Raw genomic sequence first — 23,086 nt, 5'->3', positions numbered from 1 at the left:
CATGCCGAAGGTCAAAGTAGACGGCGTAGAACTGGAAGTCCCGGCCGGGGCGACGGTTCTTCAGGCTTGCGAGCAGGCGGGGAAGGAAATCCCCCGTTTCTGCTATCATGAGCGCCTTTCCATCGCGGGCAATTGCCGCATGTGCCTGGTCGAGGTGAAGCCCGGACCGCCCAAGCCGCAGGCTTCGTGCGCGTTGCCGGCCACCGAAGGCCAGGAAATTCGCACCGACAGCGAAATGGTCAAGAAGGCCCGCGAAGGGGTGATGGAGTTCCTGCTCATCAATCACCCGCTCGATTGCCCGATCTGCGATCAGGGCGGCGAGTGCGATCTTCAGGACCAGTCGGTCGCTTATGGTCGCGGCGCGTCGCGCTATGACGAAAACAAGCGCGCCGTGACCGAAAAGAATATGGGTCCGATCGTCAAGACGGTCATGACCCGCTGCATCCAGTGTACCCGTTGCGTGCGCTTTGCAGAGGAAGTCGCGGGCGTGCCGGAAATCGGCGCCATCTATCGCGGCGAAAATATGCAGATCACCACCTATCTCGAACATGCCGCCAAGAGCGAGCTGTCGGGCAATGTGGTCGACCTCTGCCCGGTCGGCGCGCTGACCGCCAAGCCATACGCCTTCGAAGCGCGTCCGTGGGAATTGAAGAAGACCCATGCGATCGACGTGATGGATGCGCTGGGCACCAACATCCGCCTCGACAGCCGTGGCCGTCAGGTGCTGCGCGCTGTGCCGCGCATCAATGACGACGTGAACGAAGAGTGGGCGAGCGACAAGACCCGCCACAATGTCGACGGTCTGGTCCGCAAGCGCCTCGACAAGCCCTATGTCCGCAAGGACGGCAAGCTGGTGCCTGCGACCTGGGCAGAAGCCTTCGCCGCTGTTGCCGCTGTCCAGCATGGCGGCAGCGTGGCTGCGATCGCCGGTGACCTGCTCGATTGCGAAACCATGTTCGCGGGCAAGGCGCTGGTCGAAAAGCTGGGCGGTTCGCTGCTCGAAGGTCGCCAGACCGGTCTGTCCTACGATGTGTCGAGCCTGTCGTCGGTGGTGTTCAACACGCCGCTGGCGGACCTCGAAACCGCTGACGTCATCCTGCTGGTCGGCACCAACCTGCGCTGGGAAGCGCCGCTGGTGAACACCCGCATCCGCAAGGCGATCAAGAAGGGCGCGAAGATTTTCGCGGTCGGACCGGAAGTCGATCTGACCTACAAGGTCGAATGGCTGGGTAACGATGCTTCGCTGCTCGCCAAGCTCCCCGAAGCCGTGCTGGAAGCGTTCAAGGGCGCGGCCCGTCCGGCGATGATCGTCGGCGGCGGCGTGCTGGCCAAGGACGGCGCGCATGGCGACACGCTGGCGCTGGTCGAGACGCTGGGCCTCGTGAAAGATGGCTGGAACGGCTATAACGTCCTGCACTTCGCGGCGGCTCGCATGGGCGGCCTGATGCTGGGCTATGCGACCAAGGGCGGCATCAAGGCAGTGGCGCAGGCCGCGCCCAAGCTGCTGATCTCGCTGGGCGCGGATGAAGTCGATTATGCGGCGTTCGAGAACAGCTTCAAACTCTATGTCGGCCATCATGGCGACAAGGGCGCGCATGCGGCGGACGTGATCCTGCCGGGCGCAAGCTATGCCGAAAAAGCTGGCACCTACGTCAATCTGGAAGGCCGCGTGCAATTCGGTGAAAAGGCCGTATTCGCGCCGGGCGATGCCCGCGAGGACTGGTCGATCCTGCGTGCGCTTTCCGAAGCGCTGGGCGCCAAGCTGGTATTCGACAGCTTCGAACAGCTGCGCGCCGAAATGGTGAAGGCGGTTCCGGCGCTCGGCGTCGAAGGGCTGGCCGACTATGGCTGGTCCTTGCCGTCGCTGCCGACCGGCGCGACCGGCGAATTCGGTTCGCCGATCAAGGATTTCTACCTCACTAACGCCATCTGCCGTGCCAGCCCGACGATGCAGCAATGCTCGGCCGAGCTGATCCATGGCGTTGAGTATGCGGAGGCCGCAGAGTGACCGCTTTCTTCCAAGGCCTCGGCCTGCCTTTCGAAGGCGCCTGGCTGCTTTCCACCATCGTCGGCATTTTGGTCATTGCCCTGCCGCTGATGCTGGCCGTGGCCATGATCATTTACGCCGACCGCAAGATCTGGGCGGCGATGGCGCTGCGCCGTGGTCCCAACGTCGTTGGTCCGCTCGGCCTGCTCCAGTCCTTCGCGGACGGTCTGAAGGTCTTCCTTCAGGAAACCATCGTTCCGTCGGCCGCGAACAAATCCTTGTTCCTGATCGCGCCGATCATCACCTTCACCGTGGCGTTGATCGCCTGGGCTGTGGTGCCGTTCGGCGTGGGCGTGGTGGTGTCGAACATCAATGTCGGCCTGCTCTACATCCTCGCCGTGTCATCGCTTGGCGTTTACGGCGTGGTGTTGGCCGGTTGGGCGTCCAACTCCAAATATCCCTTCTACTCGGCGATCCGCGCTTCGGCGCAGATGATCAGCTATGAAGTCTCGATCGGCTTCATTCTGATCACGGTCGTCCTGTGGGCCGGCAGCTTCAACATCAGCGCGATCGTGGAAAGTCAGAAGGGCTATTATGGCTTCCTGAACGGCAACGGTTTCAACCCGCTGCTCTTCCCGATGGCGATCATGTTCCTGATTTCGGCCATGGCGGAAACGGCGCGCGCGCCGTTCGACCTGACCGAAGCGGAATCCGAGCTCGTCGCGGGCTACCAGACCGAATATTCGTCCATGGCCTTCGCCCTGTTCTGGCTGGGCGAATATGCCAACGTGATCCTGATGTGCGGCCTGAACGCCATCCTGTTCTGGGGCGGGTATCTGCCGCCGTTCGACTGGGCGCCGCTCTATCTGGTGCCGGGCATCATCTGGTTCCTCGCCAAGATCCTCTTCTTCTTCTTCGTCTTCTCCTGGGTGAAGGCGACGGTGCCCCGCTACCGCTATGACCAGCTGATGCGGCTGGGCTGGAAAATCTTCCTGCCGACCTCGCTTCTGTTCGTCTTCCTGGTTTCGGGCTTCCTCATGCTGACGCGCTATGGAGGCGCACAATGAGCCTCGGTTACTACGTCAAGAGCTTCACCCTCTGGGAGTTCGTGAAGGCGCACTGGCTGACCTTGAAGTATTTCTTCAAGCCCAAGGCGACGATCAACTATCCCTATGAGAAGAACCCGATTTCGCCGCGTTTCCGTGGTGAACATGCGCTGCGCCGCTATCCCAATGGGGAAGAACGTTGCATCGCGTGCAAGCTGTGCGAGGCTATTTGTCCGGCGCAGGCGATCACCATCGAGGCGCAACCGCGCGACGATGGCAGCCGCCGCACCACGCGCTACGACATCGACATGACCAAATGCATCTATTGCGGTTTCTGTCAGGAAGCCTGCCCGGTGGATGCGATTGTCGAGGGACCGAATTTCGAATTCGCGACCGAAACCCGCGAGGAGCTGATCTACGACAAGAACAAGCTCCTGGAAAACGGTGACAAGTGGGAGCGGGCGATTGCCGCGAACCTTGCCGCCGATGCACCCTATCGTTAAGCCGCCGGCATCAAGGGGAATATGATCCTGTGATCCACGTTATCGCCTTCTACCTGTTCGCCATTCTGGTGGTGAGCAGCGGCGCGCTCACGATATTGTCGCGCAACCCGGTCCATTCGGTCCTTTGGCTGATCCTGGCCTTCTTCAACGCTGCCGGTCTGATGATCCTGCTCGGCGCCGAATTCATCGCGATGCTGCTTGTCATCGTCTATGTCGGCGCGGTCGCGGTGCTGTTCCTGTTCGTCGTCATGATGCTCGACATCGACTTCGCCGAACTGCGGGCCGGCTTCGTCGATTATCTGCCCTTCGGCCTGCTCATCGCACTGGTGCTGCTGGCGGAAATCATCCTGGGCATCGGCCTGTGGAGCGCCGGCCCGATCGAACTGGCGCAGCGTGCCGCTCCGGCCAATCCGGAACTGTCGAACATTCAGGCGATCGGCGGGCTGCTTTATACCCGCTACATCTTCCTGTTCGAAGCGGCGGGCATCGTGCTGCTGGTCGCCATGATCGGCGCGATCGTCCTGACCCACCGCGCACGCGGCGGCGTGAAGGGCCAGAATGTCGCCAAGCAGAACCGTCGCCGTCCGCAGGATGCGACGCGTAACATCAATCAGCCCGTCGGGCAGGGGGTGGAGCTGTGATCGGCCTTCAACATTATATGGTGGTCAGCGCCATCCTCTTCGTGATGGGGGTGCTGGGCATCTTCATCAACCGCAAGAATGTCATCATCATCCTGATGGCGATCGAGCTGATCCTTTTGAGCGTGAACATCAACCTCGTTGCCTTCAGCGCCTTCCTGGGCGATCTGGTGGGGCAGGTCTTCTCGATGTTCGTGCTGACCGTCGCGGCGGGTGAAGCGGCCATCGGCCTTGCCATCCTCGTCATCTACTTCCGCGGTCGCGGCACCATCGCCGTCGACGACGTCAACCGGATGAAGGGCTGAGCCTCCTGACATGATTCAGTATATCGTCCTTCTTCCGCTGCTAGCTGCTGCCATCGCCGGCCTTGGCAACAAGGCCCTTGGCAAACTGCCTGCAAAGATCGTCACCACCGGCGCGCTGTTCATCGCTTGCGCGCTGAGCTGGGTGACCTTCATTCCCTTCCTGCTCGGCCATGCCGAAGCGACGGTAACGCCGCTCTTCACCTGGATCGAAAGCGGTAGCTTCGATGCCCAGTGGGCGCTGCGCGTCGACACGATGACGGCGGTCATGCTGGTGGTCATCACCAGCGTGTCGAGCCTCGTCCACATCTATAGCTGGGGTTATATGGACGAAGAGCCGGATCAACCGCGCTTCTTCGCCTATCTCTCGCTCTTCACCTTCGCGATGCTGATGCTCGTGACCGCGAACAATCTGTTGCAGATGTTCTTTGGTTGGGAAGGCGTGGGTCTGGCCTCCTACCTGCTGATCGGCTTCTGGTTCCGTAAGCCCAGCGCCAATGCGGCCGCGATCAAGGCGTTCGTCGTCAACCGCGTCGGCGACCTTGGCTTCATGATGGGCATTTTCGGCACCTATCTGGTGTTCAACACCATATCGATCCCGGAAATCCTGGCCGCTGCGCCTTCGATGGCGGGTTCGACCATCGGCTTCCTCGGCTATCGTTTTGACACCATGACCGTCCTCTGCTTGCTGCTGTTCGTGGGCGCGATGGGCAAGTCGGCGCAGCTTGGCCTGCACACCTGGTTGCCGGACGCGATGGAAGGTCCGACCCCTGTGTCGGCGCTGATCCACGCGGCCACCATGGTGACCGCCGGTGTGTTCATGGTCTGCCGCCTGTCGCCGATGTTCGAAACGTCGGAAACGGCGCTGACCGTCGTCACTTATGTCGGTGCCGCGACCTGTCTGTTCGCCGCGACCGTCGGTACGGTGCAGACCGATATCAAGCGCGTCATCGCCTATTCGACCTGTTCGCAGCTGGGCTATATGTTCTTTGCGGCCGGTGTCGGCGCCTATGGCGCGGCGATGTTCCACCTGTTCACGCACGCTTTCTTCAAGGCGCTGCTGTTCCTGGGCGCCGGCTCGGTCATCCATGCGATGCACCATGAGCAGGACATGCGTTACTATGGCGGCCTCCGTAAGAGCATCCCGATCACTTTCTGGACGATGACGCTGGGCACGCTCGCCATCACCGGCGTCGGCCTGCCGATCGTCGGCGTGGGCTTTGCCGGCTTCTATTCGAAGGACGGCATCCTCGAAGCGGCCTATGCGGCTGGCGGTGCGGGCACGGGTGCGTTCATCGTCGGCGTGTTCGCCGCGCTGCTGACCAGCTTCTACAGCTGGCGCCTGGTCTTCCTGACCTTCTTCGGCAAGCCGCGCTGGACGCAGTCCGAGCATATTCAGCACGCGCTGCATGACGCCCATGGTCACGGCCATGACGATCATGCCCATGACGCGCACGGTCATGACGATCATGCGGCGCACGCCCATGATGCCCATGGCCATGACGATCATCATGCGCATGATGCCGGCGATGGTACAGGTGGCTATCACCCGCATGAAAGCCCGCTGGTCATGCTGATCCCGCTGCTGGTGCTGAGCCTCGGCGCCGTCTTCGCCGGCTTCGTCTTCCACGATCAGTTCATTGGTCCGGAAGGCGGTATCGAATTCTGGAAGGGCGCGCTCGCGTTCGACAGCCACTTGATGCACGAAGCCCATGAAGTGCCGACCTGGGTCAAGTTCTCTCCGTTTACGGTGATGCTGACCGGTCTGGTCATTGCCTGGCTGAGCTACATCAAGAATACCGACTGGCCGCGCCGTTTCGTCGCGACCTTCGGTGGCCTCTACCAGTTCCTGCTGAACAAGTGGTACTTCGACGAGCTGTACAACTTCCTGTTCGTCAAGCCCGCCTTCGCCATCGGCCGCTTCTTCTGGAAGTTCGGTGACGTCGGCTTCATCGACCGCTTCGGCCCCAACGGGCTGGCTGCTCTGGTCGTGCAGGGCAACAAGATCACCCGTCGGCTTCAGTCCGGCTACCTCTACACCTACGCGCTGGTGATGCTCATCGGGCTCGCCGCGGCAGCAACCTGGGCGATGACACGATAATGGACGGCTTCCCCATCCTTTCCCTGATGATGGCAGTGCCGATGGCCGGGGCCATCGCCTGCCTGTTCGCGGGCGCCAATAATGCGCGCTGGATCGCGTTGATCGCGACGCTGGTCGATTTCGTTCTGGGCATCGTCCTGTGGATGAATTTCGACCAGGGCGGGCTGCAATGGCAGTTCCAGGAATATGCGCCGATCTTCGGTCGCTTCGCTTGGGCGCTGGGTATCGACGGTATCGCCCTGATGCTGATCGCGCTGACCGTGTTCCTGATGCCGATCTGCATCGGCGCCAGCTGGAATGCGATCAACAAGCGCGTCGGCGAATATATGGCGGCGTTCCTGTTCATGGAGGTGCTGATGATCGGCGTCTTCACGGCGCAGGATCTCTACCTCTTCTACATCATGTTCGAAGCCGGCCTGATCCCGATGTATCTGATCATCGGTATCTGGGGTGGCGCGGACCGCATCTACGCTTCGTACAAATTCTTCCTCTACACGCTGCTCGGCTCGGTTCTGATGCTGATCGCGATGATGTGGATGGTGCATGAAGCCGGTTCGACCGAAATTCCGGTCCTGATGGCCTATAATTTCGATCCGCATGTCCAGACCTGGCTGTTCCTGGCCTTCTTTGCCAGCTTCGCGGTGAAGATGCCGATGTGGCCGGTCCACACCTGGCTGCCCGATGCGCACGTTCAGGCGCCGACGGCCGGTTCGGTCATTCTGGCCGGCGTGCTGCTGAAGATGGGTGGCTATGGCTTCATCCGCTTCTCGCTGCCGATGTTCCCGGAAGCCTCGGCGCAGCTTGCGCCGCTGGTCTGGGGCCTGTCGATGGTCGCGGTGGTCTACACCAGCCTCGTCGCGCTGGTTCAGTCGGACATGAAGAAGCTGATCGCTTATTCGTCGGTCGCGCATATGGCGATCGTCACCATCGGCCTGTTCGCCTTCAATCAGGCGGGCATCGAAGGTGCGATGATGGTCATGCTGGGCCATGGTCTGGTCGCCGGCGCATTGTTCCTGTGCGTGGGCGTGGTCTATGATCGCCTTCATACCCGCGAGATCAACCGCTATGGCGGCCTGAGCATCAACATGCCGCGCTATGCCGTGCTGTTCCTGTTCTTCACCATGGCATCGGTCGGCCTGCCGGGCACGTCCAACTTCGTCGGTGAATTCCTGTCGCTGATGGGCGTTTATCAGGCATCGAGCTGGGTCGCTCTGGTCTGCACCACAGGCATCATTCTGGGCGCAGCCTATATGCTCTACCTCTATCGCCGCATCTGCTACGGCGATCAGGTGAACGCCGATGCTGCGGCCATGCCCGACCTGTCGATCCGGGAATTCTGGTTGATGGCGCCGATCGCAGCCGTGGTGCTGTGGATGGGTGTCTATCCGGAAAGCTTCCTGGCCCCGATGCGGTCCGACATCCAAGCGCTTGAAGCGCGCCTCGCCCCTGCGGCTCCCGCAGGAGATTCCAAGATCAAGATGGGTGCGCCCAAGCCTAAAAGTGAGGGCCACCATGAAGAAGCATCCGCGCACGGGGAGGCGCACTGATGATTGACTCCGCTTCCCTTCTGGCGGTCGTGCCGGAACTCATACTGACGGTGGGTGGTCTAGCGCTGATGCTGGTCGCTGCCTTTGGCGGTGACGGCTCCGCCCGTCTGGTCAACTGGCTGTCGGTGATCGTGCTGGCGATTGCAGGCGTTTCGCTCTCCTGCTCGCTGGCCCATGGTCCGGATGCCTTTGATGGCCTCTATCGCGCAGACGCCTTTTCGGCCTTTGCCAAGGCGCTGATCTACGGTGCTGCGGCGGCGGCTATCCTGCTGGCTCCGCGCTTCTTCTCGGTCGGTGGTAATCCGCGCCCCGAATATCCGGTACTGATCCTGTTCGCCGCCATCGGCATGGGCATGATGGTGTCGGCGGGCGACATGCTGACGCTCTATGTCGGCCTGGAAATGAACAGCCTTGCCTCTTACGTGCTGGCCAGCTTCATGCGCCAGGACGTGCGCTCTTCCGAAGCGGGCCTGAAATATTTCGTGCTCGGTTCGCTGGCGAGCGGTATCCTGCTCTACGGCATCTCGCTGCTGTACGGTTTCACCGGCAGCACCGCATTCGACGGCATTTCCGTCGCGCTGGGCGACGGCGTGTCGAAGGGCGAACTGTTCGGTCTGGTCTTCGTTCTGGCCGGTCTGGCGTTCAAGATCAGCGCCGTGCCGTTCCATATGTGGACGCCCGACGTCTATGAAGGCGCACCCACCCCCGTCACCACCTTCTTCGCCAGCGCGCCCAAGGTTGCAGCCATCGGCCTGACCGTCCGCGTCGCGATCGAAGCGTTGGGGCCGGCTGGTCTGGACTGGCAGCAGATCGTGATCTTCGTCGCGCTCGCATCCATCCTGTTCGGTGCCGTTGCCGCGATTGGGCAGACCAACATCAAGCGCCTGATGGCCTATTCGTCGATCAACAATGTCGGCTTCGCGCTGATCGGTCTGGCTGCGGGTACGCCCGCCGGTGCGGCCGCGACGATGAGCTATATGGCGATCTACGTCATCATGACCATCGGTGGTTTCGCCTGCATCCTGCAATTGCGCGATGCCAACGGCAAGCCGGTCGAAGAGATCGCCAAGCTGGCCGGCCTGTCGCAGTCGCGCAAGGGGCTGGCCGCTGCGCTCGCCATCTTCATGTTCTCGATGGCTGGCATCCCGCCGCTCTTCGGCTTCTGGGCGAAGTTCCTGGTGTTTGATGCCGCCGTGGCTTCGGGCCTTACGGCTCTGGCGGCCTTCGGTATCGCCATGTCGGTGATCGGCGCCTTCTATTATCTCAAGATCATCAAGACGATGTATTTCGACGAACCGGTCGTCGCCTATGAGGCGAAGGGTGGCCCGGTCGAGAATATCATCCTGACGGCCTGTGCCGTGGTGATCGTGCTGGGTTATCTGCTCAACCCCACGCTGGATCAGGCGAGCGCTGCCGCGGCAGCGTCGCTCTTCTGACGCTGCTCCGCTTCGTCGAGGAAACCGGCTCCACCAACGCCGATATGCTGGTGTTGGCGGAGCAGGGCGGGGCTGATGGCAGTTGGCTGCGCGCCGGGCGCCAACTGGGTGGCAAGGGGCGTATGGGCCGTGCCTGGGAAAGCCCGGACGGTAATCTCTATTGCTCTACCCTGGTCCGGTTGCAGCCGACCAATCCACTGCCCCACACGCTGGCGCTGGTTGCGGCCAATGCGGTCCATGCGCTGGTCGCACCGCTCTGTATGGGGCAGGCGCGGATCAAATGGCCCAATGACATATTGATCGATGGCGCGAAGATCGCCGGCATATTGTTGGAGCGGGCGGGCGACGCAATCGTTGTCGGCATCGGTATCAATGTCGTCGGCCACCCGGTCGGATTGGATCGTCCCGTCACCAGCCTGACGGCGCAGGGCGCGGCCGATGCTACGGCGGAAGCCCTGTATGAGCGGCTTGCGCAGCTTTTCTCCCACTGGCTGTCCATCTGGCGGGCGCAGGGGCTGGACCCCATTCGCACCCATTGGCTGTTGAACGCCCATCCCCTTGGCACGCCAATGCGCGTGATTCAGCCCGATGGCAGCGAAGTGGAGGGGGCTTTCGATACGCTCGATCGTCAGGGCATGCTGATCCTGCGCTTGGCGAATGGCCAGAGCCGTGCCATTCACGCGGGCGATATCATTCTCAGCTGAGGGACCGGCCATGCTTCTCGCGATCGACGCGGGCAACACCAATGTCGTTTTCGCGTTGCTCGAAGGGCGCGAGATCAAGACACGCTGGCGGATAGCCACGGACCCCCGGCGCACGGCTGACGAATATGTCGTCTGGCTGAACCAGCTGTTGCAACTGGAAGGCTATGCGATCGCCGACGTGGAGGCGGTCATCATCGCCACCGTCGTGCCGCGCGCGCTCCATAATCTTCAGGTGCTGGCGGAGAAATATTTCAACACCACAGCGCTGGTCGCCGGACAGGCGCCGGTCGAATGGGGCATCGAACTGGATGTGGCCGAGCCTAGTTCGGTCGGCGCGGACCGGGTTGTAAACGCCATTGCCGCCCACCATCTCTATCATGACGACATGATCGTGATCGATTTCGGTACGGCGACGACCTTTGATGTGGTCGATTATAGCGGTGCCTACAAAGGCGGCGTGATCGCGCCTGGCATCAACCTGTCGCTGGATGCACTGGTTGCCGCGGCGGCCAAGCTGCCCAAAATTGCGATCGAGCCGCCGGAAAATCGGTCGGTGATCGGGCGGAGCACAGTGGACGCGATGCAGATCGGTGTCTTCTGGGGCTATGTGGCGATGATGGAAGGGCTGGTCGCGCGTATCCGCGCTGAGATCGGCCGTCCCGCCAAGGTGATTTCGACCGGAGGACTGGCCGTCCTCTTCAATGACAATAGCGATATTTTCGATGCGATCGCACCGGACCTCACCATCTTGGGGCTGGCGCTGTTGTACGAACGGAGTTTGAAAACATAATGACACCCAAGGATGAACTGATCTTTCTGGCCCTCGGTGGGTCCGGCGAGATCGGCATGAACGTCAATCTTTACGGCTGCCAGGGCAAGTGGATCATGGTCGATCTCGGCCTGACTTTTGCCGACCCCAATTACCCCGGCGTGGAACTGGTCCTGCCGGACCTGAGCTTCATCGAAGAGCGTCGCGACGACCTGCTCGGCATCGTCCTCACCCACGGGCATGAAGATCATATCGGCGCCATTCCCTATCTCGCTGCCGATCTGGGCGTGCCGCTCTATGCCACACCCTTCACCGCCGGCCTGATCCGGCTGAAGTTGGAGGAGGAGGGGCTCAGCAAGGACGTCAAGCTGCATGTGATCGAAAATGAAGGCAGCTTCAACCTCGGCCCGTTCGGCTTCCGCTATGTGCCGCTCGCCCACTCCATTCCGGAGGGCAATGCGGTGCTGATCGACACGCCCTATGGTCGCATCTTTCATACCGGCGACTGGAAACTGGACGAACAGCCCTTGCTGGGCCAGCCGTCGACTCCGGAGGAACTGACCGCGATCGGTGATGAAGGCGTGCTGGCATTGGTCTGCGACAGCACCAATGTCTTCAACGACAAGGCCAGCGGGTCCGAAGGCGATGTGCGTGAAGGACTGATGCAGGCCGTCGCAGGCGCCAAGGGGCGCGTGCTGGTCACGACCTTTGCGTCCAACGCGGCGCGGGTGCAGACACTGGGCGAAGTCGCCGCTGCCACCGGGCGTAAGCTATGCGTGGCAGGCCGTTCGCTCGACCGCATCATCGGTACCGCCAAGGCCGCCGGCTACCTCAAGGATTTTCCGCCGACCGTCGACTGGGACGATGTCATGGACTTGCCGCGCAACGAAGTGATGATCATTGCCACCGGCGGGCAGGGCGAGGCGCGCGCGGCTCTGTCGCGCATCGCATTTGACAGCCATCCGATCAAGCTGTCGGAAGGTGACACGGTCGTCTTCTCGTCCAAGCAGATTCCCGGCAATGAAATCGCCATCGGCCGTATCCAGAATGCGCTGGCGCAGAAGAATATCCTGATGATCACTGATCGTCAGGCCGAAGTCCATGTATCGGGTCATCCTGGCCGTCCTGAACTGGAGGCGATGTATCGCTGGATCCGGCCCGACATCCTGTTGCCTGTTCATGGCGAGCGTCGCCATATGGCGGAGCAGGCGCGGCTTGGTATCGCGAGTGGCATCCGTCATGCTGTGGTCCAGTCCAATGGCGACTTGCTGCGTCTGGCGCCGGGCGCACCGGAGATTATCGGCCGGCAGGAAACGGGCCGACTGGTTCTGGACGGGGACGTCATCCTGCCCGCCGACGGTTCGACCATGAACGAGCGGCGCAAGCTGGGCCTGCATGGTCAGATCAGCGTGGCCGTGGCCATCGACCGCAAGGGCAAGCTGATCGGTGATCCGATGTTGCGCACGCAGGGCGTGCCCGTGGAGGAAGATAAGGCGGCTTTCCTGACGGAAGCGGCCGAGGAAGCAGCCGCCGCCATTCCCAAGGGATCGCAGGAAGAAGAGGCTTTGCGGGAGCGCCTGCGCCTCGCCGTGCGTCGTACCGCTACGCGCTGGACCGGCAAGAAGCCGATAGTGGACGTATTGATCATTCGTGCCTAAACAGGCGCGATGAACTGGTACGCCATCTTCGCCATCTATTTCCTGATGTGGGTCATCAGTGCCTTCATCATGCTCCCCTTCGGCATCCGCACGCCCAATGAAACGGGCGAGGTGCTGCTGAAGGGGCAGGCGGACAGCGCACCCAGCAATTTTCGGCCGGCGGTCGTGATGCTGCGTGCCACCATATTGGCGACGATCCTGTTCGGCCTCTATTATGCCAATTATGTGCAGGGCTGGGTGACGCTGGACATGCTGCCCGGCTATCGCGTCGCGCGATGAACGGGGCGGCGGTGCGGATCGTTCGCGCTGCCGCTGTCCATGTGGGAGCATGGGCACATATGCGCAGCGCGCTTTGGCCTGACGCCGATATATCCGAACATCGGGAAGAGATTGTAGCAATGTTGGCAACAGACGAAGGCTTCGTGGCCTTCGTCGCGTTGGACGGACAGGGCAACGCCGTCGCCTTTGTCGAGGCGGCGTTATGTCAACGGCTGCGACACCAGCCCGGTCCTGTTCGTCGAGGGGCTGTATGTCGCGCCGGATATGAGGCGGGCAGGGGTAGGGTGCGCCTTGATTCAGGTCTTGGCGGCATGGGGACAGGAACAGGGCTGTACGGAAATGGCGTCCGATGCTGACATCGCCAACCTGTCCAGCCATGCCTTCCACCAGGCTGCCGGATTCGCAGAAACCGAGCGGGTGGTTTATTTTCGCAAAATGATCGGCTGAACTGCCGCCTTACTGCCGCCTTACTGCCGCCTTACTGCCGCAGCCGCTCGATCGCCTGTGCCAGCGCGACATAAAGCTTGCCCATGTCGGACGAGAGGATGGCGACACCCAGCGCATTGCCGTCGCGCGCCGCCAGGATGATCCGCAGCATCGCTTCGAAATCGTGGATATAGCGGTTCACATGATCGCGGAATTCCGCGTCATTGTCATAGTGAAGCGCAATTTCACGAGATTCGCCGGCATCCAGCAACTTCACCGCGCGGCGGGTGAACACGCCCCGGTCGCCCTTCAGATAAGCGGACCAGGCCGAATCGGTCACGTCGTTGGATAGCAGTTTGGCGACGTCGATCGCCGTGCTGTTGAGCGATTCGATGAGCAGAGCGGAACGCCGCGCGAAATGATCGCGATCGCGGGTTTCGGAGGCGCGTTCCGCCTCCTCGATCCGCTGTTCTACACTGGCGCTGGTGTCGGCGATCGTCAGCAATTGACGAGTCAGCCGCTCCGACGCCTGATGCGCTGCCTTGACCGCTTCCTCCGCCACACGCGCAACCTGTTCGATCTGCGCTGTCACCTTTTCACCAACTACGCCCTGCAACGCTTCGTCGCTGGCCTCCGCCAGCTTCTGCGCCGCGTCGGGGATGGCGCGGCCCAAAGCCTGGCGTGCGCGCTCGGCGGCCTGATCGGCCGTATCCTTGACGCGCAGGAGCGCCGTGACCAGCAGTGGTCCGGCGCCTTCGGTGATGCGGGTCGCATCCTGATGCGCGCCGTCCAGCGTCGTGCGCAGCCGTTCCACCAGTTCGCGATTGGCTTCCAGCCCGCCTTGCGTGCTTTCCAGCCATTCGGTCAGGCGACTGCCCTGACCGCGCAGCATTTCCTCCGCTTCTTCGGTGCGCCCGACGAGCGCTTCCGAAATCGCCTCCAGACGCTCCATTTCCGGGGTCGTGCTACCAAGCAGAGCGCGGCTCTGTTGCAAGCGTGCGTCGAAGCGCTCCAGTGCCTGCGGATAGGTCTCGTCCAGTTCGCGTACGCTGGAATCCAGCGCAACCAGCAGCGTCTCCGCGCATCCGATCAGCTTTTCAGCCGTCATGCCGCCCGCCGCCAGTGCTGCATCGATCCGCTGGGTTTCCAGCGTCATGCGCGTCAACGCCCCGGTCAGCCGCTCGCCCCGCGCCAGGGCGCTGTCTTCCAGCGCCGCGAAACGGTCTTCGGTGGTCGTGATGGTTTCCAGCAGGCTCCCGTGCAGGCTGGTCATCAGGCTGCGCTGGCCTTCGATCACATCGTTGATCTGGTGCAGGCGACTTTCCACATCGCCGATCGTGTCGCTGAGGCCGTTGACCGTCTCGTCGCCGATTGCGGTCAGGCTTTCGCGTGACCGGGCGATCAGCGCATCGAGCGTTGCCGTCTGGCTGTTCAGGCCGCCATCGGTGATGGCCAGCGTTTCCTGCGCACGCTGTAGCGCCGCGTCGAGGCGACGACGCAGGTCGGTCTCCATCGCTTCCATGTCGCGTTCCAGGATGGTCAGCGCATCTTCGCTGGCCTGACCGATGCCCTTTTCAGCGGCGGTGACGAGCGTTTCCAGCGCTTCAGCCCGGCGGGTGAGCGCATCGTCGGTGGTCGTCAGCAGCGTTTGTACGGTGCGTTGGACGCCTTCGAAACGCGAACGCACGGCGGCTTCGGTGGCGTCAAGCTCTTCGGCCAGAGTGCGGCGCACCTGCTGGCCGCTGTCTGCCATATTGCCCTGAACCGTTTCAATCATGGATGTCAGCGCAGCGGCGTGCGCTTCGATATCCTGCCGACTATGCTCCATCGCCTGCCGGGCGCCCTGAGCCGTCGCGTCAATCCGGCCCGATGCGATATCGGCCATGCCGGTCACTTCTGCGGAGGCCGACCGCGTAGCCTCCTGCATCTGCGTCAACTGGCTCGCCAGGCTCTTGGTCGCAGCCATAGTGCGCGCGCGCGCGTCGTCGGACAGTTCGCCCAGCGCATGCAAGCGCGCCTCCAGCGTGTCGATCCGCTCCGCCAGCGCATGGCCATTGTCCATCATCTGCGCGGTCATGCGACCGGTGCGATCTTCCAGTTCGGGGATGGACCCGATCAACTGATCCATCCGCGAGACGAGCGCCATGGCGGCTTTCTCAGCGGATTCGGCCTTGTCGGCTGTAGTCTGGGCACGGCCCGCGATCAGTTCTGCGGATGCCTCCATATTGCTGCTGGCGGCGGCGCCATAGCTGTCGAGCAGTTCGGCCTGGTCCTGCATCGACTGCCGGGCCGCTTCCAGTTGCGTGCTGATCCGGCCGAGCCGTAACTCCAGCAGATCCGCCTCCGTCCGCAGCGCGCGAGCGGTGTCGAGATAGCGGCGCGATTCGGTGCGACTGTTGCGCACCAGCACGAGATAGGCGACGGTCAGCAGGATCAGCGGGATGGTGATGGTGACGACGGCATTGGCCCAGGCGAACGGACCGGCGGCCAGATCGCCCGATGTCGCTATGGCCCAGCCGGCAAAGCCGATCCAGCCAATCGCCAGTACGGCCAGGGCCCAACGTATCCGCTTCACCGTCGCCTCATCGGCGCCGCCTGCCACTTCACTCTCGTCTATGTCGAGAACCGCCTGTTTCAAAAGCAAGATGTCGTCCATCTGCGACTCGTTGCCGGTCGCGGTTTGTTCGTCTCGCCAGAACTCGACGATGGTGCTGCCCCCTGTCATGCGCGCATCCTAGCATCTTTTCCGGCTGCGGAAATGCCCTGTTACCAAAACTTAACGCAAGCCCGATAGCGTCCGTCCCATGTCTTATGATCCTGGCGCCCTTCATGCCGCTCTGGCAGCCGCCGTCGGCGACGATAGCGCATTGATCGCCGATCTGCGCGTCGCCTTTCTGGAAAGCGCCACGCGGCAGGTCGATCTGTTGGGGCGAGCGCGGTGCGACGCCAATTGGGAATTGGCGGCGTGGCGACTGAAAGGGTTGGCTGCCAGCTTCGGCCTGACCGCGCTGATGACATTGGCCGATGAGGCGGCTGCGGCCGCGCCGGGCGATCCGCGCGTGCTGCGCAAGTTGCAGGCCGCGTTACAGGGACTGGACCAGACCTGACCGGTTCGGCGCATCGCGCCGCTTGCGCGAAGCGCGCGGCCTTGCGAAAAGGTCGCGGCACAACAATCGGGTCACAAGCGTAACAATATGAGTTTCGCCGCTATTCTCAGCGCCAGCCGCGCATCGGGCGATTCGCCGCCGGGTTTGCGCGCAAGCCTCTATTTCGCTGGTCAGACGCTGGTGGAATATCAGGCACGGCAAGCGGCGCAGGCCGGCGCCGACCGTATCATGATATTGGTCAGCGTCATCACCCCGGCCCTGTCGCAGGCCGTCGACCGGCTGAGCGCGGACGGCATCGCTGTGGCGCTGGTGCGTGACATGGTGTCGATGGTGCGCGATGCGCCGCGGAACAGCGATGTGTTGTTGGTGGCCGATGGCGCAATCGTATCACAGGCCCATTTCGACGGCATGGGCGGGGCTGACGGCAATGTCATGCTGGTGACCGACGACAGCCGCGCGAGCACGCCCTTCGAGCGGATCGACGCGGGGCAGCGCTGGGCGGGGCTGGCGCGGATCAGCCCGGACTTGCTGTTCGGCACGCTCGACATGATCGGCGACTGGGATCTGGCGCTGACGCTGGTGCGCACGGCAGTGCAGAAGGGCGCGCGGCGGATCACGGTGCCGCAGGACGACCTGCTGGAAGGGCGCGTCGCGCTGGTCGAGACGCAGGCGCAGGCCGATCTGGTAGCGCAGGCGGTAACCGCCGTTGGCGCGGCACAGGCACAGGCGCGCGGTGGTATCGAACATTATCTGCTCGCTCCGCTGGCACGGATCGTCAGCCCGCCCTTGATGCGAATGCAGGTGCCCGCGATACAGGTGCGGATCGCGGCGATCGCGCTGGGCGCCGTGGCGCTGGTGCCGATCGAACTGGGCTGGCCGCTGACCGGCTTCTTCCTGCTGATGGGGGCTTTGCTGCTGTCGGAAATCAGCGACCGGCTGGGCGATCTGGCCTTGCGTGCACCGTTGTTGAACTGGCTGGCCTTTTGCGCGCCCACACTGGTGCTGGCCGGCATGGTCTTTGCCGGCGGCACGACCATGGCGGCCGATCTGGCGTTGCTGCTTGGCATCGTGATGGTCGCCGATCGCTGGGGGCGGACTGGCGCGGCGCGGCCGTGGATGATCTTCACCCCCGGTTCGGCGCTGCTGCTGCTGATTCTTACCGGCTTCGTTGGCTTGATGGCACAGGGCTTCCGCACTGCCATATTGCTGGCCATCGCCTCGCTAGGCGCGATGCTGTTGCGCAAGCCGGAATGACGATTTTGCCCGCAGGGTTTAGTGCATTTTAACGACGTGCGATTATGCTGACCGGCATGAGCGCCCATTCGTCCCCCACCGGCATTGCCAGCGACCGGCCGATGGCGCGTGCCCTGTCGGGTTTGTCCACCGTTCCGGTCGGACATGCCATTGATCTGGCGTTTTTCTTTCCGGACGAGGCACAGGCGCGGCCCGACGCCTTGATCGTCGAGACGCGCCGTCATCTGGGCGGCTGCGTCGCGGCGATCGAGATGGCCCTGCGCCTGTCGCTGGAGCATGCGCCTGATGTCGCTGCGGCGCTTGATCGCTGGCCGACGGCGCTGGCCTGGCCGATGGTGCGGGCGCAGCCCAGCTTGCTCGGTCCCGATCTGCTGGCGCATATGCAGATGCGTGCCGGTGTGACGCTGTTGCTCCGACAATTCGGGCAGGGGGATGTTGAGCAGTTGGATGAAGGGCAGGGTGACCTGATCCCAACCACCGACGATCCCGAACTGGGGGATGCGCTATCGGCGCTGGCTCTGTCCGAAGGGCGCTGGCTTGCCCTGGCGGGCGAGGACGCGCCGATGAAGCCAGACCTTCCGGCCGAGCATTTTGCCGACTTGCTCTGGACCGTTGCAGCCTGCCTGCATGTTGTGGCGCGACGGACCATGGCGGAGGGTGGCGACCAATCGCTGGCGGCTTTCGACCGGTCGGGTTGGGCGTTGCTGCGCGATCATGATGAAGCGGCCTGCCCGATCGCGCAGGCCGACAAGCTGGTGCGGCGCATGGGCGAGCGGGCGGATGTGCCGGAGTTGCTCGGCGCCCTGCTGGGTAAGCGGCATTTCCTCTTCTTCGCTGCGGTCGCGGCGCGGCGGTTGCGGATGGAAAGCCGCCAACTGGTCGATATGCTGGTCATGGGACCGGTGGCGCAACTGGCCAGCCTGTGCCGTGCGCTGGGTGGTTCGGCCGCCGATTATCGCATTTTGCTGCTGGCGCTGCGTCCGGTGCGTCCACAACTGTCGGATGCTGCCATTGTGGCGGAAGCCGAGCGCTATCAAAGCGTGAGCGAAGATCAGGCCGACGTTGCGATCAACGCTTTGCGCACATCGCCGATCCTGCGTGCCAAACTCGACCATTTGCGTGCGGTGTCCGGCACATGACTATGCCTTCGCCGGCGATCGTCCGGGCCACCCTGTCCGCCGATGGCCGCCTGTTGAGCGCGGATGCGCTGTTGCTTGCGCTCCAGCAGGAGGCGGGTGCGGATATCGGCCAGGCCTTCGCGGTGCCGCAACTGGTGGCGATCGCCCGGTTGGCGGCCCGCCTTGGTGTTCTGGTGTCACGGCCGGTAGTTGCGGCGGCGCAGCGCGGCGATATCGACATGTGGGTGCGGGCCAGGCCCGACGATCAGGGTGTCAGCCTGTCGATCGTGGACTGGCGCGAGCGTCCGTCTGCGCCGGTGCCGCCCGATGACGGCCGGCGCGACGCGGATATCGCGGCGCTGGCCGATGGCTGGACCTGGCAGATCGACACGCAGTTGCGGTTCCAGATGGTGCTGGCCGGCGGTGGCGATAGCGGAGCGCTGCCGACGGTTCCGCCCGTGCCGGGTGCGCGTTTCTCCAGCTATTTTCAACTGGAGGCCGATAGCGATGGCGATATGGCGATGTTGCGCGGCTTTGCCCAGCGCCGCGCCTTTCGCGACCAGCAAGCGATATTGGCGAGCGACAGTAACAGTCGCTTTCGTCTGTCGGCCTTTCCCATGTTCGATCATGCCGGCCAGTTGACCGGCTATCGTGGTACGGCCTTCCCACTGGAAAAGGCTGTGGTCGCACCTTTGGTGGAAGAAGCACCGCTTTCCATATATCCGGCAGAGTTTGGGCGTCGGCTGGATCGTTCGCTGCGCCAGCCTTTGGGCCGGATCATCGCCAACGCGGATACGATCAGTGCACAACTGGAAGGGCCGTTGCGACCTGACTATGCCGGTTATGCCAATGATATCGCGGCGGCGGGGCGGCATCTGATGGCATTGGTGGACGATCTGGCCGACTTGCAAGCCATTGACCGCCCCGATTTCAGCGTGATTGCCGAAGAGGTGGACCTGGCCGATCTGGGCCGACGCGCGGCGGGCTTGCTGACGGTCAAGGCGCTCGATCGGCGGATCACCATCATCGCACCTGCGCCCGATGCGAGCCTGCCTGCGATTGGCGAGTTTCGGCGCATCCTGCAAATCCTGGTGAACCTGATCGGCAACGCCGTCCGCTATTCGCCCGAAGGGACTGAAGTGCGCGTCGCGACGGAGTGGGAAAGTGGTCAGGCCCGTATAGCCGTGATCGACCAGGGCGCGGGCGTGGCCCAGGCGGACCGGGAACGCATCTTCGAGAAGTTCGAGCGGCTGGGACGGGATGACGCCAGCGGCAGCGGCCTTGGCCTTTATATTTCCCGTCGTCTTGCCCGCGCGATGAAGGGCGACATCCGCATCGGCGGCGCACCAGGCGAGGGGGCCCGTTTCATTCTCTCCCTCCCTGTGGGCGACTAATACGATAAAAAAACGGCGCCCGATTGAGGCGCCGTTTTTTCTATTATGATGGTCGCGCTTTGTTAGCGCTTGTCGACCGAGACATAGTCCCGCTGCGCCGGACCGGTGTACAGCTGACGCGGGCGGCCGATCTTCTGCGCTGGGTCCGAAATCATTTCGTTCCACTGCGCGACCCAGCCAACTGTGCGGGCAAGGGCGAAGAGCACGGTAAACATTTCGGTCGGGAAGCCGATGGCCGACAGGATGACGCCCGAATAGAAGTCGACATTCGGGTAGAGCTTCTTTTCGACGAAGTAGGGATCGTTGAGCGCGATCTGCTCCAGTTCCTTGGCCACGTCGAAGACGGGATCGTTGACGCCCAGCTTCTCCAGCACATCCTTGGCGGTCTTCTGCATCACGGTCGCGCGCGGATCGTAATTCTTGTACACGCGATGGCCAAAGCCCATCAGGCGGAACGGATCGTCCTTGTTCTTGGCGCGGGCGATATATTCCGGGATGCGATCGACGGTACCGATTTCGCGCAGCATGTTGAGTGCGGCTTCGTTCGCGCCGCCATGCGCCGGACCCCACAGACAGGCGATCCCGGCCGCGATGCAGGCGAACGGATTGGCGCCCGACGAACCGGCCAGACGCACGGTCGAGGTCGAAGCGTTCTGTTCATGGTCGGCGTGGAGGATGAAGATCTTGTCCATCGCGTCCACGATCACCGGATCGGGGATATAATCTTCCGCCGGGACCGAGAAGGTCATGCGCAGGAAGTTGGCGGTGTAGGACAGGTCGTTGCGCGGATAGACGAAGGGCTGACCGACGCTGTACTTGTATGCCATGGCCGCGATCGTCGGCATCTTGGCGATCAGGCGGTGGCTCGCGATGCGGCGCTGTTCCGGATCGTTGATGTCGGTCGAGTCGTGATAGAAGGCCGACAGGGCGCCGACCACGCCGACCATGATGGCCATCGGGTGTGCGTCGCGGCGGAAACCACGGAAGAAGGCGGTCAGCTGTTCATGCACCATGGTATGGCGCGTGATGGTGGTCGTGAAGTCGGCCAGTTCCTTCTTCGACGGCAGTTCGCCGTTCAGCAGCAGGTAGCAGACTTCCATGAAGCTGGATTCTTCGGCCAGCTGGCCGATCGGATAACCGCGGTGCAGCAGGACGCCTTCGTCACCGTCGATATAGGTCAGGCCCGATTCACAGCTGGCGGTCGAGGTGAAACCCGGATCGTAGGTGAACATGCCGGTATTGGCGTAGAGCTTGCGAACGTCGATGACCTGCGGACCAACGGTGCCATCCATGATGGCATAGTCCTTGCTATCTCCCCCAACGGTCAGGTTGGCTGTGTTATCCGACATATTTTTCTCCTTGTACGTCATCAACCGGCCGTTGCGTGCCCTGCGGCGGCCAGTCGTTCCAAGCTCTCCTCTTTCCCCAGAAGGAAGAGGACATCAAAAATGCCTGGCGAGGTCGTGCGACCGGTGAGCGCCGCACGGAGCGGCTGCGCCACCTTGCCCAGTCCCAGGCCGGCATCCTCTGCCACGCGGCGTATCACGTCTTCGATCGCTTCTACCGTCCAGGACTGGACGGGTTGGAGAGCGTCGGCTGTCTTGTCGAGCAGCGCGCGCGCGGAGTCGTCTAGCAGAGCAGTAGCCTTCTCGTCAAAATCGAGCGGGCAACTTTTGAACAGAAATTCTGCTCCCTCGGCAATTTCATTAAGGTTCTTGGCCCGAGGCTTCAGCGATGCCATCGCCTGGATCAGGAGCGCAAGATTGGTATCCGATATAGCGATTTCAAGACGCTGTTCGACCCGTGGCGCGACCAGCGCCGCGAGCCGCGCATCGTCGGTCTCGCGGATATAATGGCCGTTCAGATTTTCCAGCTTCTTGATATCGAAGCGGGAGGGTGAACGGCCTACGCCAGCGATGTCGAACAGTTCGATCGCACGGTCGATTGCGATGATTTCCTCGTCGCCATGGCCCCAGCCCAGACGCAGCAGATAGTTCAGCACCGCTTCGGGCAGCATCCCCATCTCGTCGCGATAGGCATCGACGCCGAGCGCACCGTGGCGCTTCGACAGCTTCGCGCCGTCAGAGCCATGGATCAGCGGGATATGGGCGTAGATCGGCTCTTCCCAGTTCATCGCCTTGATGATGCTGAGTTGGCGAAAAGCGTTGTTGAGATGGTCGTCGCCGCGAATGACATGGGTGACGCCCATGTCATGATCGTCGACCACCACGGCCAGCATATAGGTGGGCGTGCCGTCGGACCGGAGCAGGATCATGTCGTCCAGTTCAGCATTCTGCACGACCACGCGGCCCTGCACGGCATCCTCGATCACCGTCTCGCCCTCGCGGGGTGCCTTGATGCGGATGACGAAGGGGGCGCCTGCGGGCGCCTCTTCGGGCGCGCGATCGCGCCAGCGGCCGTCATAGCGCATTGGCTGCTTGGCGGCGCGCTGCTGCTCGCGCAGTTCCGCCAGTTCTTCGGGCGTGGCGTAGCAGCGATAGGCATGGCCAGCCGTGAGCAGCTGGTCGGCGACTTCGGCATGGCGCGGGGTGCGCTCGAACTGGAACATAGCAGGCTCGTCGCCGCCCAGGCCCAGCCATTCCAGACCATCGAAAATGGCGGCCACGGCTTCCTCAGTGGAGCGGGCGCGATCGGTATCCTCGACGCGGAGCAGGAACTTGCCGCCATGATGGCGGGCGAACAGCCAGTTGAAGAGCGCGGTGCGGGCGCCGCCGATATGCAGGAATCCTGTCGGAGACGGGGCGAAACGGGTCACCACCTGCTTGTTCATTCCCGTTGCACTTACCGTCATATTCT

The 23,086-nt window shown here is 62.7% G+C and carries 19 protein-coding genes and 1 pseudogene; 17 read left to right on the top strand and 3 right to left on the bottom strand.

Annotation, left to right across the window (positions count from 1 at the left end; genetic code table 11):
- The first annotated feature begins 1 nt into the window (after nucleotide 1).
- The 13 genes and pseudogenes from nuoG to aac(6') all read left to right on the top strand — a co-directional run bounded on the left by nuoG (nucleotide 2) and on the right by aac(6') (nucleotide 13,417).
- Nucleotides 2–2,008, top strand: a complete 2,007-nt coding sequence (nuoG, locus tag RQH62_RS19445; protein ID WP_311270311.1) for an NADH-quinone oxidoreductase subunit NuoG — start codon at nucleotides 2–4, stop codon at nucleotides 2,006–2,008.
- Nucleotides 2,005–3,054, top strand: coding sequence for an NADH-quinone oxidoreductase subunit NuoH (nuoH, locus tag RQH62_RS19440; RefSeq protein ID WP_311270310.1), 1,050 nt, complete (start codon nucleotides 2,005–2,007; stop codon nucleotides 3,052–3,054). Before nuoG ends, nuoH begins: the two co-directional genes overlap by 4 nt.
- Entirely contained in the window at nucleotides 3,051–3,536 is a 486-nt protein-coding gene (gene nuoI, locus RQH62_RS19435; protein ID WP_150425304.1) for an NADH-quinone oxidoreductase subunit NuoI, read from the top strand. Before nuoH ends, nuoI begins: the two co-directional genes overlap by 4 nt.
- 29 nt (nucleotides 3,537–3,565) lie before the next feature.
- Complete coding sequence (locus tag RQH62_RS19430; RefSeq protein WP_120250217.1) at nucleotides 3,566–4,177, top strand: NADH-quinone oxidoreductase subunit J; 612 nt, start codon at nucleotides 3,566–3,568, stop codon at nucleotides 4,175–4,177.
- Nucleotides 4,174–4,479 (top strand): NADH-quinone oxidoreductase subunit NuoK, encoded by a 306-nt coding sequence (gene nuoK, locus RQH62_RS19425; RefSeq protein WP_004211745.1) that lies wholly within the window; start codon nucleotides 4,174–4,176, stop codon nucleotides 4,477–4,479. The genes RQH62_RS19430 and nuoK overlap by 4 nt, the downstream gene beginning before the upstream one ends.
- A 10-nt stretch (nucleotides 4,480–4,489) precedes the next feature.
- Nucleotides 4,490–6,577, top strand: coding sequence for an NADH-quinone oxidoreductase subunit L (gene nuoL, locus RQH62_RS19420; protein WP_311270309.1), 2,088 nt, complete (start codon nucleotides 4,490–4,492; stop codon nucleotides 6,575–6,577).
- Nucleotides 6,577–8,124, top strand: a complete 1,548-nt coding sequence (locus RQH62_RS19415) for an NADH-quinone oxidoreductase subunit M (protein WP_311270308.1) — start codon at nucleotides 6,577–6,579, stop codon at nucleotides 8,122–8,124. The genes nuoL and RQH62_RS19415 overlap by 1 nt, the downstream gene beginning before the upstream one ends.
- A complete protein-coding gene (nuoN, locus tag RQH62_RS19410) occupies nucleotides 8,124–9,560 on the top strand; it encodes an NADH-quinone oxidoreductase subunit NuoN (protein WP_311270307.1) in 1,437 nt (478 codons plus the stop codon). Before RQH62_RS19415 ends, nuoN begins: the two co-directional genes overlap by 1 nt.
- Nucleotides 9,561–9,562: 2 nt before the next feature.
- Nucleotides 9,563–10,264: a biotin--[acetyl-CoA-carboxylase] ligase gene (locus tag RQH62_RS19405; RefSeq protein WP_311270340.1), complete on the top strand. Its 702-nt coding sequence runs from the start codon at nucleotides 9,563–9,565 to the stop codon at nucleotides 10,262–10,264.
- Between the two features lie 10 nt (nucleotides 10,265–10,274).
- Nucleotides 10,275–11,054, top strand: a complete 780-nt coding sequence (locus RQH62_RS19400) for a type III pantothenate kinase (protein WP_311270306.1) — start codon at nucleotides 10,275–10,277, stop codon at nucleotides 11,052–11,054.
- Nucleotides 11,054–12,691, top strand: a complete 1,638-nt coding sequence (locus RQH62_RS19395) for a ribonuclease J (RefSeq protein ID WP_311270305.1) — start codon at nucleotides 11,054–11,056, stop codon at nucleotides 12,689–12,691. Before RQH62_RS19400 ends, RQH62_RS19395 begins: the two co-directional genes overlap by 1 nt.
- A gap of 9 nt (nucleotides 12,692–12,700) precedes the next feature.
- Nucleotides 12,701–12,970, top strand: a complete 270-nt coding sequence (locus RQH62_RS19390) for a DUF1467 family protein (RefSeq protein WP_184265079.1) — start codon at nucleotides 12,701–12,703, stop codon at nucleotides 12,968–12,970.
- A pseudogene (gene aac(6') / locus RQH62_RS24965) lies at nucleotides 12,967–13,417 on the top strand (aminoglycoside 6'-N-acetyltransferase). The gene RQH62_RS19390 and the pseudogene aac(6') overlap by 4 nt, the downstream one beginning before the upstream one ends.
- A 31-nt stretch (nucleotides 13,418–13,448) precedes the next feature.
- Here the strand turns inward: aac(6') and RQH62_RS19380 are convergent.
- The gene (locus tag RQH62_RS19380; RefSeq protein ID WP_311270304.1) at nucleotides 13,449–16,121 is read right to left on the bottom strand and encodes a hypothetical protein; all 2,673 of its coding nucleotides are present in this window, start codon (nucleotides 16,119–16,121) and stop codon (nucleotides 13,449–13,451) included.
- A gap of 79 nt (nucleotides 16,122–16,200) precedes the next feature.
- Here RQH62_RS19380 and RQH62_RS19375 point away from each other — a divergent pair, with 79 nt between their 5' ends.
- The 4 genes from RQH62_RS19375 to RQH62_RS19360 all read left to right on the top strand — a co-directional run bounded on the left by RQH62_RS19375 (nucleotide 16,201) and on the right by RQH62_RS19360 (nucleotide 20,269).
- Nucleotides 16,201–16,503, top strand: a complete 303-nt coding sequence (locus RQH62_RS19375; protein ID WP_311270303.1) for an Hpt domain-containing protein — start codon at nucleotides 16,201–16,203, stop codon at nucleotides 16,501–16,503.
- An 87-nt stretch (nucleotides 16,504–16,590) separates the two neighbouring features.
- The gene (locus tag RQH62_RS19370; RefSeq protein WP_311270302.1) at nucleotides 16,591–17,757 is read left to right on the top strand and encodes a hypothetical protein; all 1,167 of its coding nucleotides are present in this window, start codon (nucleotides 16,591–16,593) and stop codon (nucleotides 17,755–17,757) included.
- 56 nt (nucleotides 17,758–17,813) lie between these two features.
- Nucleotides 17,814–18,896, top strand: coding sequence for a DUF2336 domain-containing protein (locus tag RQH62_RS19365; RefSeq protein WP_311270301.1), 1,083 nt, complete (start codon nucleotides 17,814–17,816; stop codon nucleotides 18,894–18,896).
- Nucleotides 18,893–20,269, top strand: a complete 1,377-nt coding sequence (locus RQH62_RS19360; protein WP_311270300.1) for a HAMP domain-containing sensor histidine kinase — start codon at nucleotides 18,893–18,895, stop codon at nucleotides 20,267–20,269. Before RQH62_RS19365 ends, RQH62_RS19360 begins: the two co-directional genes overlap by 4 nt.
- A 62-nt stretch (nucleotides 20,270–20,331) precedes the next feature.
- Here RQH62_RS19360 and gltA read toward each other — a convergent pair whose 3' ends face one another.
- Together gltA and gltX are read right to left on the bottom strand one after the other, a co-directional pair.
- A complete protein-coding gene (gltA, locus tag RQH62_RS19355) occupies nucleotides 20,332–21,618 on the bottom strand; it encodes a citrate synthase (RefSeq protein WP_311270299.1) in 1,287 nt (428 codons plus the stop codon).
- A 20-nt stretch (nucleotides 21,619–21,638) separates the two neighbouring features.
- Nucleotides 21,639–23,081, bottom strand: coding sequence for a glutamate--tRNA ligase (gene gltX / locus RQH62_RS19350; protein ID WP_311270298.1), 1,443 nt, complete (start codon nucleotides 23,079–23,081; stop codon nucleotides 21,639–21,641).
- Nucleotides 23,082–23,086: the final 5 nt, after the last annotated feature.

Source organism: Sphingobium sp. WCS2017Hpa-17, assembly GCF_031843765.1.
Classification (GTDB): domain Bacteria; phylum Pseudomonadota; class Alphaproteobacteria; order Sphingomonadales; family Sphingomonadaceae; genus Sphingobium.
Note: the sequence above shows the minus strand (reverse complement) of the source record. Positions and strands in the feature narration are given on the sequence as shown.